Consider the following 12,396-nt stretch of genomic DNA (forward strand, 5'->3'; position numbering starts at 1 on the left):
CCGGGTGTCAGGTGCCGTAGGACACCTTCACCTCCTTGAAGCCGAGGGAGCGCAGCAGCCCCTGGAGCATGTCGGTGGTGTTGGTCTCGGCGCGCTTGGTGAGCTCGCTCTCCTTGGCCGCGTCCCCGATGTGCTTGACCGCGAGTTTCTGCACGGCCTGCTCACCGCCCGGGTTGTCGGAGAAGAGGTCGCCCAGGCGGTCGAGGAGGCCGCGCTGCTTGGACACCGCGTAGGAGCGGTCGGGGTCGAGGGCCGGCTTGCCGAGCTGGGCATGGGGCAGCCGGAGCGTGGCCGAGGTGCGGTTCTCGTCGACCGTCACGTTCTTGTCGCCGACCTTGCCGAGGTCGACGTAGGCGTCGACGGTGCCCGCCCCCACGTACAGGGTGCGGGTACCGCGGATGGCGTCGGGAAGGTACTTGGCGTCCTTCTCCAGGTCCACGACGACCTGGAAGTTGCCGGAGGCGGCGTCGTAGCGGCTCATGTCCTGGATGGACTTGAGCAGGGCGGGACCCGAGCGGTCATGGGTCTCCGTGCCGAAGAAGTCGCGCAGCCCCGGCAGCAGGCTCAGCCGGATCCCCGCGAACATCACGACGAGCACGACCACGACGGCGGTGAGCACCTTGGCCCAGCCGGGTATGCGGCCGGGCGGACGCCGGGTGGACTTGGTCTCCCTGGTGGGCTCGATCGAAGTCGTCATGCGGACGGTCCTCTCTTCCTCCTGACCGGATTCCCGTCAATGCCCGTGTCAGACCGCCCTGTTGAGGAGCTGTGACAGTACGGGCCATGCGCGGTGCTCTTCCGCGCACGCCGGCCCGAGCGGGAGAACGCCGGAAGGGGGCGGTGAGCGGACGGCTCACGAGGCGCCGTCGGGATCGCCGGGCTGTGCCGCGACCCGGCGAACCACCTGATCACTCGGCTCGCGGGGGTCTGGCCGGTTCGGGGCCTTCGAGGGACTCCCTGGTGCCGCCGGCGCTTTCTGCGGGTGGGCAAAACGGACGCGGTCCGTAGCATGAGAGGCCCCGCCCCCGGCCGGACACGATCAGCGAGGAGCCGACCGTGCGAGACATCTCCGTGTTCAGCGGCAGTGCCCACCCCGAGCTGGCGGCCGAGGTCTGCGCCCACCTCGGTGTGCCCCTGAGCCCCACCCGCCTCAGCAGATTCGCCAACGACTGCCTGGAGGTCCAGCTCCAGGCCAATTGCCGGGAACGGGACGTCTTCCTCGTGCAGCCCCTGGTCCGGCCCGTGCAGGAGCACCTCGTGGAGCTGCTGCTGATGTGCGACGCGGCCCGCGGGGCGTCGGCGGGCAGGATCACCGTCGTCATGCCGCACTATTCCTATGCGCGCTCCGACAAGAAGGACGCTCCCCGCATCTCGCTGGGCGGACGTCTGGTCGCCGATCTGATGGCGGCGGCCGGCGTCCACCGGGTCCTCGCCATGACGCTCCACTCGCCCCAGGTGCACGGCTTCTTCTCGATGCCGGTGGACCACCTGCACGCCCACCGGGAACTGGCCGCGCACTTTCGCCGCTACGACCTCACCCGTACCACCGTCGTCTCGCCGGACCTCGGCAACGCCAAGGAGGCGGCCGCCTTCGCCCGGATGATCGGCGCCCAGGTGGCGGCGGGCGCCAAGCAGCGCTACGCCGACGACCGGGTCAGCATCAGCGCGGTGATCGGCGAGATCGCCGGGCGGGACGTCATCGTCCTGGACGACGAGATCGCCAAGGGCAGCACGGTCCTGGAGCTCCTGGACCGGCTGAGGGAGTCGGAGCCCCGCTCGATACGGGTGGCGTGCACGCACGGACTGTTCGCCGCCGGTGCGCTCAAGCGGCTCAGCGAGCAGCCGGACGTCCTGGAGATCGTGTGCACGAACACGGTGCCGGTTCCCGTGGAGGAGCACACCGAAAAGCTGCGGATCCTGTCCATCGCCCCCGCTCTGGCGGAGGCGGTGCGCCGCATCCACAACGGCGAGTCCGTCAGCGCCCTGTTCGACGCGGCGCGCGGCCAGTAGCGCGGCGGGCGCCCGGGGCCGGGACGCACGGGGCGGACCGGCGGGGGCGGACGGGACGGCTGAAGGGTCGGGCGGCGCTTCGGGGCGCCGTCATAACGTGCCCGACGTGGCGCCGGGCCGCTCCAGGGCCGCGTCCAGCGTCGTGGCGGGCGGCAGCAGCCGGGACAGCCCGGTGGCCCGCAGGATCCGCAGCGTGAGCGGATGCGCGCAGACGAGGTGCAGATGCCCGTCGTGGTCGAGTACCCGGCCGCGCGCCCGGTACAGCAGGCGCAGCCCGGAGCAGTCGAAGAACTCGATCCGGGTCAGGTCGATCACGATCCGCGGTGCGGGACCGGCGGTCGCGTCGTCGAGCAGCGGGCCGATCTCCGTGGCCGCGACGAGATCGATCTCGCCGCGGAACTCCAGCACCGTGTATCCGCGGTCCTGGCGGACGCGCAGATGCGGGGAGTCCGCCGCGGGTTCCACCTGCACGACGACATCGCCTCCAACCCGCTCCACCGGTCGGGAGCTTCCAACGGCCGGGGAGCACGCAGCAGTTCCCCGCCTCAGCAAGTTACCCCCGATGGAGTGAATTCCAGCATGTTCGATTGACATATGTCTTCGAAATGCAACCGACTCTGGGCGAGTTTTTTCGCGTCGTGAGCAAAGGGGGGACAAAGCGTTACGACAGCGCGTGCCACGCCTTGGAGAGGGCGGTGCGCAACTGCTCCGTCTGGTGGCCCGTGAGGTCCCGGACCATGCGGTCCTCCAGCTCCCGCACCGGGCCGGCGTGCCGCTCCAGCAGTCCGCGCCCCTCCTCGGTGAGCAGGATCAGCAGCTCGCGCCGGTTGCGCGGATTGCGCTCGCGGCGGATCAGGCCGCGCCCCTCCAGGGAGCGCACCAGGTCGGCGATGGACTGGGCGGTGACGAAGGAGTCCCGGGCCAGCTGGGCGGCGGACAGTCCGTCGTGCCGCTCCAGCACGGTCAGCGCCGTGTACTGCAGGGCCGTGATCCCGGACGGCTTGACCAGTTCGTCCAGGTGGGATCGCACGACCAGCTCCACCTGCTTCACCATGTAGAGCAGGGACGGGGGTGTCCTGTGCGGCGGGGATGCGGGCGCCGCTGCCTGGGTTGTCCGGGGGCCGACCATGATGCAGAGCGTAGACCATTGACAGGAAACCTGTCCGTAATGAGACTGCCAACCAACAGGAATCCTGTTTGTTGAAATCTTGGCGACGATGCTGAGGAGTGGCGATGACCGCCTTCGAGATCGACCCCGGCCGACTGTTCGTCGGGGGACAGTGGCGAGACGCCGCGGACGGTGCCCGGACCGAGGTGGTCGATCCGTCCCGGGGCACGGTCCTCACCACCGTCGCGGAGGCGGGGGCCGCCGACGTGGACGCCGCCGTGCGGGCCGCACGGGAGGCCTTCGACGCCGGGCAGTGGTCCGGTCTCAGCGGCCGGGAGCGGGGCCGCGTGCTGCTTCGCGTGGCCCAGCTGATCCGCGAGGAGGCCGACGACATCGCCCGGCTGGAGAGCCTGGACGTCGGCAAGCCCATCACCCTCGCGCACGCCGTCGACGTCACCAACGCGGCCAACGACTACGAGTACTTCGCGTCCCTCGCCTTCGCCCTGGACGGCGCCCACCGTGACACCCCCATGAACGCCCTCGCCTACACCCGGCGGGACCCGATCGGCGTGGTCGCCGCGATCACCCCCTTCAACTTCCCGCTGATCCTGGCCGGATCCAAGATCGCCCCGGCCCTCGCCGCGGGCAACACGGTCGTCCACAAGCCCGCCGACGAGACCCCGCTCAGCGCCCTGTACATGGCGGGACTCTTCCAGCGGGCCGGCGTCCCCGACGGTGTGGTCAACGTCGTCACCGGCGCGGGCCCGGTCGCCGGCGAGGCGCTGCTGCGCCACCCCGGCGTCGACAAGATCGCCTTCACCGGTTCCACCGCGGTCGGCCGGCACGCCGCGAGCGTCGCGGGCGAGAACCTCAAGCCGGTCACCATGGAACTCGGCGGCAACGCGGCGCACCTCGTGTTCGAGGACGCCGACCTGGAGAAGGCCGTCGGCGCGGTCATCAAGGGCTTCGTCTTCAACACCGGCCAGTTCTGCATGGGCGGCCCGCGTCTGCTGGTGGCCCGCCCGGTCTACGCCACCCTGCTCGGCATCCTCGCCGAGGCCGTCCCCGGGGTGCCGGTCGGCGACCCCCGGCTGCCGGAGACCGTCGTCGGCCCGATGGCGGGGGAGCGGCACCTGCGCAAGGTCGAGGAGTACGTCGACCTCGCCCGCAAGGAGGGCGCCCGCATCGTCTGCGGAGGTGAGCGCCTCGACCTCGACGGCGGCTACTACTACAAGCCGACCGTGATCGCCGACCTCGCGCCCGACTCCCGTGTCGTCCAGGAGGAGATCTTCGGCCCCGTCCTCACCGTCCAGCCCTTCGAGGGCGAGGACGAGGCGATCGCGCTGGCCAACTCCACGCCGTACGGACTGGCTTCGGGCGTCCAGACCGGCAACCTGGCCCGTGCCCACCGCGTCGCCGACCGCCTGCAGGCCGGCATCGTCTGGGTCAACGACTGGGCGATGCTCGACCCCGCCGTCCCGTTCGGCGGCGTCAAGGACTCCGGCTTCGGCCGCGAGTACGGCCCCGAGGCGCTCGCCGCGTACACCAGGGTCAAGTCCGTCGTCGTCTCGCTCGACTGAGTGCGGTCACCCGAACACCTCTGCCCGACAAGGGAGTTGCACCGATGCCCATCACCACACGCGCCGCCGTCGTCGAGTCCGCCGGAGCGCCCTTCACCCTCTCCGAGGTCGTGCTCGAAGACCCCGCACCGCACGAGGCGGTCGTCCGACTGGTCGCGGCCGGTCTGTGCCACACCGACCTCGGCGTGGCGAGCGGCGGACTGCCCTTCCCGCTGCCCGGAGTCCTCGGGCACGAGGGCGCGGGGGTCGTCGAGGCGGTCGGCTCCGCGGTCACGGGCGTGGCCCCCGGAGACCACGTCGTGCTGTCCTTCACCTCGTGCGGCGACTGCCGCAACTGCCACGGCGGCCACCCCGCCTACTGTGCCGCCTGGCTCCCGCTGAACCTCCTCGGCGGCCGCCGCGCCGACGGCAGCGGCACCGTCAGCCGGGACGGCGAGGTCCTCGGCGGCCACTTCTTCGGCCAGTCCTCCTTCGCCGAGCGGGCGCTGGTCGACGAGCGCAGCCTCGTGAAGGTCGACCCCGACGTCCCGCTGGCGTCGATCGCGCCGCTGGGCTGCGGGGTCCAGACCGGCGTCGGCGCCGTCTGGAACGTGCTGAAGCCGACGGCCGGCGCCGCCGTGGTCGTCCTCGGCGCCGGAGCCGTCGGCCTGTCGGCCGTCGTGGCGGCCGCGCTGTCGCCGGCGACCACGATCATCGCCGTCGACCGGGTCGCCGAACGCCTGCAACTGGCACGTGAGTTGGGTGCCACCCACACCGTCGACGCCGGTCAGGCCACGTTGGGCGAGGTCGTCGCGGAGATCACCGGCGGGCAGGGCGCCGACGGCGTCGTGGAGACCACGGGCAACACGGCCGTGCTGCGCCAGGGCGTCGACGCGCTCGCCGCCCGCGGCACCCTCGTCGTCGTGGGCGCGCCGCCCTTCGGCAGCGAGGTCGCCCTGGACGTCAACGGGCTGCTGGGCGGCAAGCGCGTCGTGGGCCTCACCCTCGGCGACAGCGAGACGCAGGCCTTCATCCCGGCCCTGGTCGAGCTGGTCAAGGACGGGCGTCTCCCGCTGGACCGCCTGATCGGCTTCTACCCGTTCGCGGACATCGAACAGGCGGTGCGGGACATGACCGCGGGCAAGACCGTCAAACCCGTGCTCGTCTTCTGACGACCGGTCAGTCGACCGTCAGGACCAGCTTCCCGGTCGTGCGGCCGGTGTCGCCGAGCCGGTGCGCCTCGGCGGCCTCGGCCAGCGGGAAGGCCCCCGCGATCGTGGCGCGCAGCCGGCCCGCCTCGACCAGCTCGGCGATCGCGCGCATCCCCGCCCGGTCGGCGTCCACGAGCATCCGCACCGCCCGCACCCCGAGCCGCTCGGCCTCCGCGTGGAACTCGTCCGACCCCACCGGCAGGATCGACACGACGATCCCGCCCGGCCGCAGCACGCCCAGCGACTTCACCGAGGTGTCGCCGCCCAGGGTGTCCAGGACGACGTCGACGTCCTTCACGGCCTCGGCGAAGTCGGTCTCCCGGTAGTCGATCGCCTCGTCGACGCCCAGCTCGCGCAGGAAGTCGTGCTTGCCCGCGCTGGCCGTCCCGATCACGTACGCGCCGCGCGCCTTGGCGATCTGCACGGCCACATGGCCCACGCCGCCGGCTGCGGCGTGGATCAACACGCGTTGCCCGGGGCGGAGTTCGGCGGTCTCCACCAGCGCCTGCCAGGCGGTCAGCGAGACCAGCGGCAGCGCGCCCGCCTGGACGTGGTCGACGCTCTCGGGCTTGTGCCACAGGGCGCGCACCGGCGCGATGGCGTACTCGGCGTGCGAGCCGTGGCCGTAGGGGTAGGGCAGCATGCCGAAGACCTCGTCGCCGGGCGCGAAGGCGGCGACGCCGATGCCGACCGCCTCCACGGTTCCGGAGAGGTCCCAGCCCAGGACGAAGGGCGGCTCGCCCAGGAAACCGCCGGTGGCGCGGTGCTTCCAGTCGGTCGGGTTGACGCCGGCGGCGCGCACCCGGACCAGGACCTCGTTCGGGCGGGGCGCGGGCCGCTCCACCTCCGTCTGCTTCAGTGTTTCGGGACCGCCGAGGACGTCCTGACCGATGACGCGCATGGTCGTACCGGTGTGCGGGGTGTTCACAGTGCTCATGCTGAACAGCCTGCCCGGTGCGACCCGGCCGCGAAATGGCATGATTGCCAACATCCGATAGGATCGTGCCATGCCTTCCGGAGACCAGCACCGTGTCGTCGTCCTCGCCCTCGACGGCGTCTACCCGTTCGAGCTCGGCATCCCGGCCCGCATCTTCGGCGCGGCCGACGGTCACTACGAGGTCCTGACCTGCACCGTCGACGGCGGTCCGGTGCGGACGAACGCCGATTTCACGATCGGCGTCGAGCACGGCCGCGAGGTTTTGGCGACGGCCGACACGGTCGTGATCGCGCCGGTGGCCCCCGACCGGGTGACGCACGACCTGCCGGACGAGGTGGCCGAGGCACTCGCCCTGATCCGCCCCGAGGCGCGCATCGTCTCCATCTGCACCGCCGCGTTCGTCCTTGCCGCGGCCGGACTGCTCGACGGCCGCCGGGCCACCACCCACTGGCAGGTCACGGAGGTGTTCCGCCGGATGCACCCGCAGGTCGAACTCGACCCGGACGTGCTCTTCGTCGACGACGACCGGGTGCTGACCTCGGCCGGAGCCGCCTCCGGCGTCGACGTCTGCCTGCACATCGTCCGCAAGGACCACGGAAGCGAACTCGCCAACCAGGTGGCTCGCCGCTGTGTGGTGCCGCCGTTCCGGGACGGCGGCCAGGCGCAGTACATCGAGCAGCCCGTGCCCGTGGCCGGCGCGGCCGGCACGGCCGCCACCCGCTCCTGGGCCCTGGAGCGGCTTCACGAGCCCCTCGCCCTCGCCGACCTCGCCGCGCACGCCCGGATGAGCCTGCGCACCTTCGCCCGCCGCTTCCACGACGAGGTCGGCCTCAGCCCCGGCCGCTGGCTGATCCAGCAGCGCGTCGCGCACGCCCGGCACCTGCTGGAGGCCAGCGATCTCTCCGTGGACCAGATCGCCGCCCGAGTCGGCTTCGCCACCGGCGCCTCGCTGCGCCAGCACCTGCACACCGCCATCGGCGTCTCCCCGCAGGCCTACCGCAGAACCTTCCAGGCCACCCGCTGAACGTGCGGCGCGACACCGGGGCGACCCGCGGCCGCGGCTGGTCGGGGATGAACTCCACTGCGTACCAGAGCAGTTGAGACTCGCGGGCGCCCTCAGTGAGTGCCGAGTGCCGAGTGCCGAGTGCCGAGTGTGGAGTGTGGAGACGGCGTTGAGGCGGGAGTCGCAGGGGGAGAGACCGGGGCGAGGGATGCATGCGGGTCGACGTCGGCGGGCCGGGCTTCCGGCCCGCCGACGTCGACCCGCCCCCGGCGAAGGGCGCGGCGTCCGGCCGGTGATCGCCGCTCAGCGGCTCGCGTGCAGGGCGACCAGCAACTGCCAGACCTGGTCGGCGATTTCGGCGGGTGTGCCGTCGAGGTCGCCGTGCAGCCAGTCCGCCAGCACGCCGGCGAAGGTCGCGGCGACGGCCGAGGCGATCAGGGGTGCGTCCGCCGCGCCCGCCCGCTCACGTTCGCGCAGGCTGTAGGCGCGCAGGTCCCGGTGGAGCACCCGGCCGAGCGGCCCGCCGCCGCCCCGCGTGAGCAGGGTGCGATACAGCGTGGCGTGGGGCGTCAGTGAGCCGAAGAAGTCCGCCAGCGCGGCCGGGGCGCGGACCGGGTCCGGCCGTCCGCGCCAGGCGTGCAGTGCCTCCACCGCCTCGCGGACGACGTCCGCGCAGGCGTCGACGGCGAGGGCCTCCAGGTCGGGATAGTGCACATAGAACGTGGCCCGTCCGACGCCCGCCCGGCGCACCAGCGCGGCCACCCCGACCTCCTCCAGAGGCCGCTCGGCGCACTCCTGGAGCAGCGCGGCGCGCAGCCTGGCCCGGGTGCGGGCCGCTCGTGGGTCCTCGGCTTCGCCGCGGGTCACTGCGCGATCAGAACGGCGGCCAGGGCGATCGCGCCGGGCAGCGCCTGTGCGAACAGGATCCGCCGGTTCGCGGTGGCGGCGCCGTACACCCCCGCGACGATCACGCAGGACAGGAAGAACACCTGTGCCCTGAAGCCGGTCGGATCGGCCGCGACCAGCCCCCACACCAGTCCGGCCGCGAGGAAGCCGTTGTACAGCCCCTGGTTGGCGGCCATCGAGGCGGTCCGCCTCGCCAGCTCGGCGTCGAAGCCGTGGAACGACATCCCCGGCGCCTTCTGCCACAGGAACATCTCCATCACCAGGATGTAGAGGTGCAGCGCAGCCACCAACCCGACCAGCACGTTCGCCAGAATGTTCATGCTCTCCCTCGACTTCTGCGGGCAACTTCCCAGACAGGTGTCCACTATAGCGGGACACCTGTCCAGGAAGTCCAGCGGCGTTCCCCGCACGGCACGAGACGACGCGTGACGGGGCGTGGCCGGTGGCTGACGCAAACGGGGGTATCCGCAAGGTTCGGGGACGGGACTCGCCCGCCCCGGCCCGGATTTCGCGGAGGAGACGACGACATGGCAGTGGTGAAAGCGGGCGTCGTGGTGCTCGACTGTGCCGAGCCCGAGAAGCTCGCCGAGTTCTACAAGGGGCTGCTGGACGCCGAAGAGACCGACACGAGCGCCAACCGCGTGGAGATCAGGGGCGCCGACGGCATCCGCCTGGCCTTCCGGCGGGACGTGAACGCGACCCCGCCGAGCTGGCCCCGCCCCGAGAACTCCCTCCAGGCCCATCTGGACTTCATCGTCGACGACCTCGACGAGGTGGAGCGCAGGGTCGTGGGTCTGGGCGGTCGCCCGCTGGAGACCAAGGGCGCCCCCGGCCCGCACGAGGAGCGAGGCTACGCCGACCCGGCCGGCCACTCCTTCACCCTGCGTCTCGAACCTTCCACAGCGCCGAAGCAGGGCTGAAGCCGAAGCAGGGCTGAGGGGACCGAAGCGCGGCTGAAGCGGGACGGCACCCGGGCCGCGCACGGGATCGACGCCCGGTCATGGCGTCCCGGCAGCCGACTCGGGGCCGCCCGGCATCTCGGCCGGGCGGCCCCGAGTCGGCTGCCGGGGGACGGGCGTGCGCCCGTCAGGGCTCAGTCCCGGCCGGACTTCTCCTTGGCGGGCCACACACCGGTGGACCGTTCGATCGCCTTGGCGCCGGTCCGGTCGGCGGCGCTGCGTGCCGCCGCGAAGATCGCGCCCTGAACCGCCGCCGCGAGCAGGATCTCGCCCCAGCCGCGGTCCCGGTCCAGAGCGTCGGGGGCGTCGTCCTCGTGACGGATCGCCTTCCAGGCCTTGCGGAACGCGAGGCCCGCCAGGGCGCCGCTCGCCCAGCCGAGCGCGAAGCCCACGGGCTGGTAGACGAGGGGCAGTTTCCTCTTCTTCGACACGTCGGTCTCTCCTTGTCTGAGGGGTACGGGTGGTGTCAGGGGTACGGGGTCTCAGGGGCGTCCCCGTGCCGGAACCTGTTCCTCGGCGCGCACCGGTCCGGGAGGAGTCCCGTCGCCGAAGGGACGGCCGCCGAGCTCCTCCCTGTGGTGCGGGGAGCGCCAGCCGGCCAGGTCCGGACCGAGGGGGACGATCCGGGTCGGATTGATGCCGGTGTGCACTCGGTAGTAATGCCGCTTTATGTGGTCGAAGTCGACGGTGTCGCCGAAGCCGGGCGTCTGGAACAGATCGCGGGCGTACGCCCACAGCACCTGGTTCTCGGTCAACTTCCAGCGGTTGCACTTGAAGTGACCGTGATAGACGGCGTCGAAACGCACCAGCGTGGTGAACAGCCGGATGTCCGCCTCGGTGATCGTCTCGCCGACCAGGTACCGCTGCCCGGTCAGCCGGGACGCCAGCAGGTCCAGACGCCGGAAGACGCCCGCGCACGCCTCCTCGTACTCCTTCTGCTCGGTCGCGAAACCCGCTCGGTACACCCCGTTGTTGACGTCCTCGTACACCTCGGCCATCACCGTGTCGATCTGGTCGCGCAGCTGTTCGGGGTACAGGTCGGGGGCGCCGGGGCGGTGCCGGGCCGACCACTCGGTGGCGAGGTCGAGGGTGAGCCGTTGGTAGTCGTTGGTCACCAGCTTGCCGCTGGGGACGTCCACCACGGCCGGCACGCTGACCCCGCCCGGCGGATCGCTCTCCCGGCGTTCGTAGGCCTCGCTGAGGTAGCGGATGCCGAGCACCGGGTCACGGCCGTCCGGGTCGAGGGTGAAGCGCCAGCTGCGGTCGTCCTGGATCGGGTCGGCGATCGCCATGGACAACGCGTCCTCCAGACCGAGGAGCCGCCGCGAGATCACCGCCCGGCTCGCCCACGGGCAGGCACGGCTGACGACCAGCCGGTAACGGCCCGCCTCGACGGGCCAGCCGTCGCGGCCGTCCGCCGTGACGCGGTCGGTGAACCGGCTCGCGGACCGTACGAACGACGTGTGCCCGTACGCGGCGTTGTCGTCGCCCCTGCCGCCCATGCTTCCTCCCGGTGATGATGCGTTCCGTGCGTGACGGGTTCCGTGCGTGACGGGTTCCCTGCTCACCGCGTTCCCCGATTTCGGCCGCCGGCACGGTGTGAGCCGCACCCGCCGGGGCAGTCGGCGAACGTGAGCGGGACACCTTCAACACGGAACGCCGAACGCACAGGCGAAGAGACGACCCCGGAGAAAGGCGAGCGCGGTGCCGAACGGAAAGCCGACCGGAAGACACGTGTCACGGTCCTGGTGGCCCTCGCCGCCAACCTGATCATCGCGGCGGCGAAGGCGGTGGGCGGCCTGGTCGCGGGTTCGCCCGCGCTGCTGTCGGAGGCCGCGCACTCCGTGGCCGACAGCCTGAACGAGGTCTTCCTCCTCGCCGCGCTGCGCCGCAGCCGCCGCCCCGCCGACCGACAGCACCCCTTCGGCTACGGCAAGGAACGGTTCTTCTGGTCGCTGCTCGCCGCCGTCGGGATCTTCGTCATGGGCGGCTGTTTCTCCGTCTTCCAGGGCGTCGAGGCGCTGCGGTCGGGCGCCGACGAGAAGACGAGCGGCTATGTGGCCGGCCTCATCGTGCTCGGCGTCTCCTTCCTGGCCGAAGGCGCCTCGCTGCTGCGGGCGCTGCACCAGGTCCACGGACAGGGCGGCGCCGTCGCGGGGCTGCGCGACCCCGCCCTGCGGACGGTCGTCGCCGAGGACGGCACGGCGGTGCTCGGCGTCACCCTGGCCGCGGTCGGGATGGCCCTGCACATGGTGACCGGGCAGGTCGTGTGGGAGGCGTCCGCCTCGCTGGCGATCGGCGCACTGCTCGTCTTCGTCGCCTACCGGCTCGGGCGTGAGGCCCGTGACCAGCTCATCGGCGAGGCCGCCGACCCCGAGACCGGCTCGCGCATCCGCGCCCTGCTCGACGCCCAGCCCGAGATCGACAGCGTGGAGGCGCTGTTCACGATGAAGATGGGCCTGGACTCAGCTCTGGTGGCGGCCCGCATCGACCTCATGCCGGGTCTGGACAGCGAGCGGGTGGAGGAGGTCGCCGTCCGGATCAAGCGTTCGATCGCCGGTGTGGTCCCCGAGGCCGACCAGATCTTCCTGGACGTGACCGACCGTCCCACGCGCGAGGCAGAGGAAAGCCCCGCCGCGACGGGGGAGCGCGGCGGGGCCTGACAGTCGGCTGCCCGGCAGGAACGCCTTCATGCCCGCACCG

14 protein-coding genes are annotated in these 12,396 nt (G+C 71.9%); 6 read left to right on the top strand and 8 right to left on the bottom strand.

Features of this window, described 5'->3' with window-relative positions:
- Window positions 1-7: 7 nt before the first annotated feature.
- Complete coding sequence (locus BG482_RS10845) at window positions 8-697, bottom strand: DUF4230 domain-containing protein (protein WP_069768733.1); 690 nt, start codon at window positions 695-697, stop codon at window positions 8-10.
- 359 nt (window positions 698-1,056) lie between these two features.
- Here BG482_RS10845 and BG482_RS10850 point away from each other — a divergent pair, with 359 nt between their 5' ends.
- Window positions 1,057-2,010, top strand: a complete 954-nt coding sequence (locus BG482_RS10850) for a ribose-phosphate pyrophosphokinase (protein WP_069768734.1) — start codon at window positions 1,057-1,059, stop codon at window positions 2,008-2,010.
- Between the two features lie 90 nt (window positions 2,011-2,100).
- Here the strand turns inward: BG482_RS10850 and BG482_RS10855 are convergent, their stop codons facing one another.
- Together BG482_RS10855 and BG482_RS10860 are read right to left on the bottom strand one after the other, a co-directional pair.
- A complete protein-coding gene (locus tag BG482_RS10855; protein WP_069768735.1) occupies window positions 2,101-2,481 on the bottom strand; it encodes an anti-sigma factor antagonist in 381 nt (126 codons plus the stop codon).
- Window positions 2,482-2,671: 190 nt separating this feature from the next.
- A complete protein-coding gene (locus tag BG482_RS10860) occupies window positions 2,672-3,064 on the bottom strand; it encodes a MarR family winged helix-turn-helix transcriptional regulator (protein WP_176741345.1) in 393 nt (130 codons plus the stop codon).
- A 179-nt stretch (window positions 3,065-3,243) separates the two neighbouring features.
- Between BG482_RS10860 and BG482_RS10865 the strand changes: the two genes are divergently transcribed.
- Window positions 3,244-4,698 (top strand): aldehyde dehydrogenase, encoded by a 1,455-nt coding sequence (locus BG482_RS10865; RefSeq protein WP_069768737.1) that lies wholly within the window; start codon window positions 3,244-3,246, stop codon window positions 4,696-4,698.
- Between the two features lie 44 nt (window positions 4,699-4,742).
- Window positions 4,743-5,849: an NAD(P)-dependent alcohol dehydrogenase gene (locus BG482_RS10870; RefSeq protein WP_069768738.1), complete on the top strand. Its 1,107-nt coding sequence runs from the start codon at window positions 4,743-4,745 to the stop codon at window positions 5,847-5,849.
- A gap of 7 nt (window positions 5,850-5,856) precedes the next feature.
- Here BG482_RS10870 and BG482_RS10875 read toward each other — a convergent pair whose 3' ends face one another.
- Complete coding sequence (locus BG482_RS10875) at window positions 5,857-6,825, bottom strand: NADP-dependent oxidoreductase (RefSeq protein WP_069768739.1); 969 nt, start codon at window positions 6,823-6,825, stop codon at window positions 5,857-5,859.
- 70 nt (window positions 6,826-6,895) lie between these two features.
- Between BG482_RS10875 and BG482_RS10880 the strand changes: the two genes are divergently transcribed.
- Window positions 6,896-7,849 carry a GlxA family transcriptional regulator gene (locus BG482_RS10880; protein WP_069768740.1) on the top strand — a complete coding sequence of 318 codons (954 nt, stop codon included), beginning with the start codon at window positions 6,896-6,898 and terminating at the stop codon, window positions 7,847-7,849.
- A 282-nt stretch (window positions 7,850-8,131) separates the two neighbouring features.
- Here BG482_RS10880 and BG482_RS10885 read toward each other — a convergent pair whose 3' ends face one another.
- Complete coding sequence (locus BG482_RS10885; protein ID WP_069768741.1) at window positions 8,132-8,695, bottom strand: TetR/AcrR family transcriptional regulator; 564 nt, start codon at window positions 8,693-8,695, stop codon at window positions 8,132-8,134.
- The gene (locus BG482_RS10890; protein ID WP_069768742.1) at window positions 8,692-9,054 is read right to left on the bottom strand and encodes a DUF1304 domain-containing protein; all 363 of its coding nucleotides are present in this window, start codon (window positions 9,052-9,054) and stop codon (window positions 8,692-8,694) included. Before BG482_RS10890 ends, BG482_RS10885 begins: the two co-directional genes overlap by 4 nt.
- Before the next feature lie 207 nt (window positions 9,055-9,261).
- Between BG482_RS10890 and BG482_RS10895 the strand changes: the two genes are divergently transcribed.
- The gene (locus BG482_RS10895; protein WP_069768743.1) at window positions 9,262-9,654 is read left to right on the top strand and encodes a VOC family protein; all 393 of its coding nucleotides are present in this window, start codon (window positions 9,262-9,264) and stop codon (window positions 9,652-9,654) included.
- Window positions 9,655-9,827: 173 nt separating this feature from the next.
- Here BG482_RS10895 and BG482_RS10900 read toward each other — a convergent pair whose 3' ends face one another.
- Window positions 9,828-10,124, bottom strand: a complete 297-nt coding sequence (locus BG482_RS10900; RefSeq protein WP_069768744.1) for a DUF4235 domain-containing protein — start codon at window positions 10,122-10,124, stop codon at window positions 9,828-9,830.
- A 51-nt stretch (window positions 10,125-10,175) separates the two neighbouring features.
- Entirely contained in the window at window positions 10,176-11,195 is a 1,020-nt protein-coding gene (locus BG482_RS10905) for a glutathione S-transferase family protein (protein ID WP_069768745.1), read from the bottom strand.
- Between the two features lie 243 nt (window positions 11,196-11,438).
- On the opposite strand from BG482_RS10905, the gene BG482_RS10910 reads away from it, so the two are divergent.
- On the top strand, window positions 11,439-12,356 hold the full coding sequence (locus BG482_RS10910) for a cation diffusion facilitator family transporter (RefSeq protein ID WP_256096329.1): 918 nt from the start codon (window positions 11,439-11,441) through the stop codon (window positions 12,354-12,356).
- Window positions 12,357-12,396: the final 40 nt, after the last annotated feature.

Origin of the sequence: Streptomyces sp. LUP30, from assembly GCF_001746365.1 — a bacterium.
Classification (GTDB): Bacteria; Actinomycetota; Actinomycetes; order Streptomycetales; family Streptomycetaceae; genus Streptomyces.

Excerpts from the sequence above, each read along its gene's own strand:
- BG482_RS10845 (WP_069768733.1), bottom strand. The coding sequence starts at position 697 with ATGACGACTTCGATCGAGCCCACCAGGGAGACCAAGTCCACCCGGCGT.
- BG482_RS10860 (WP_176741345.1), bottom strand. The coding sequence starts at position 3,064 with ATGGTGAAGCAGGTGGAGCTGGTCGTGCGATCCCACCTGGACGAACTG.
- BG482_RS10865 (WP_069768737.1), top strand. The coding sequence starts at position 3,244 with ATGACCGCCTTCGAGATCGACCCCGGCCGACTGTTCGTCGGGGGACAG.
- BG482_RS10870 (WP_069768738.1), top strand. The coding sequence starts at position 4,743 with ATGCCCATCACCACACGCGCCGCCGTCGTCGAGTCCGCCGGAGCGCCC.
- BG482_RS10875 (WP_069768739.1), bottom strand. The coding sequence starts at position 6,825 with ATGAGCACTGTGAACACCCCGCACACCGGTACGACCATGCGCGTCATC.
- BG482_RS10880 (WP_069768740.1), top strand. The coding sequence starts at position 6,896 with ATGCCTTCCGGAGACCAGCACCGTGTCGTCGTCCTCGCCCTCGACGGC.
- BG482_RS10890 (WP_069768742.1), bottom strand. The coding sequence starts at position 9,054 with ATGAACATTCTGGCGAACGTGCTGGTCGGGTTGGTGGCTGCGCTGCAC.
- BG482_RS10895 (WP_069768743.1), top strand. The coding sequence starts at position 9,262 with ATGGCAGTGGTGAAAGCGGGCGTCGTGGTGCTCGACTGTGCCGAGCCC.
- BG482_RS10905 (WP_069768745.1), bottom strand. The coding sequence starts at position 11,195 with ATGGGCGGCAGGGGCGACGACAACGCCGCGTACGGGCACACGTCGTTC.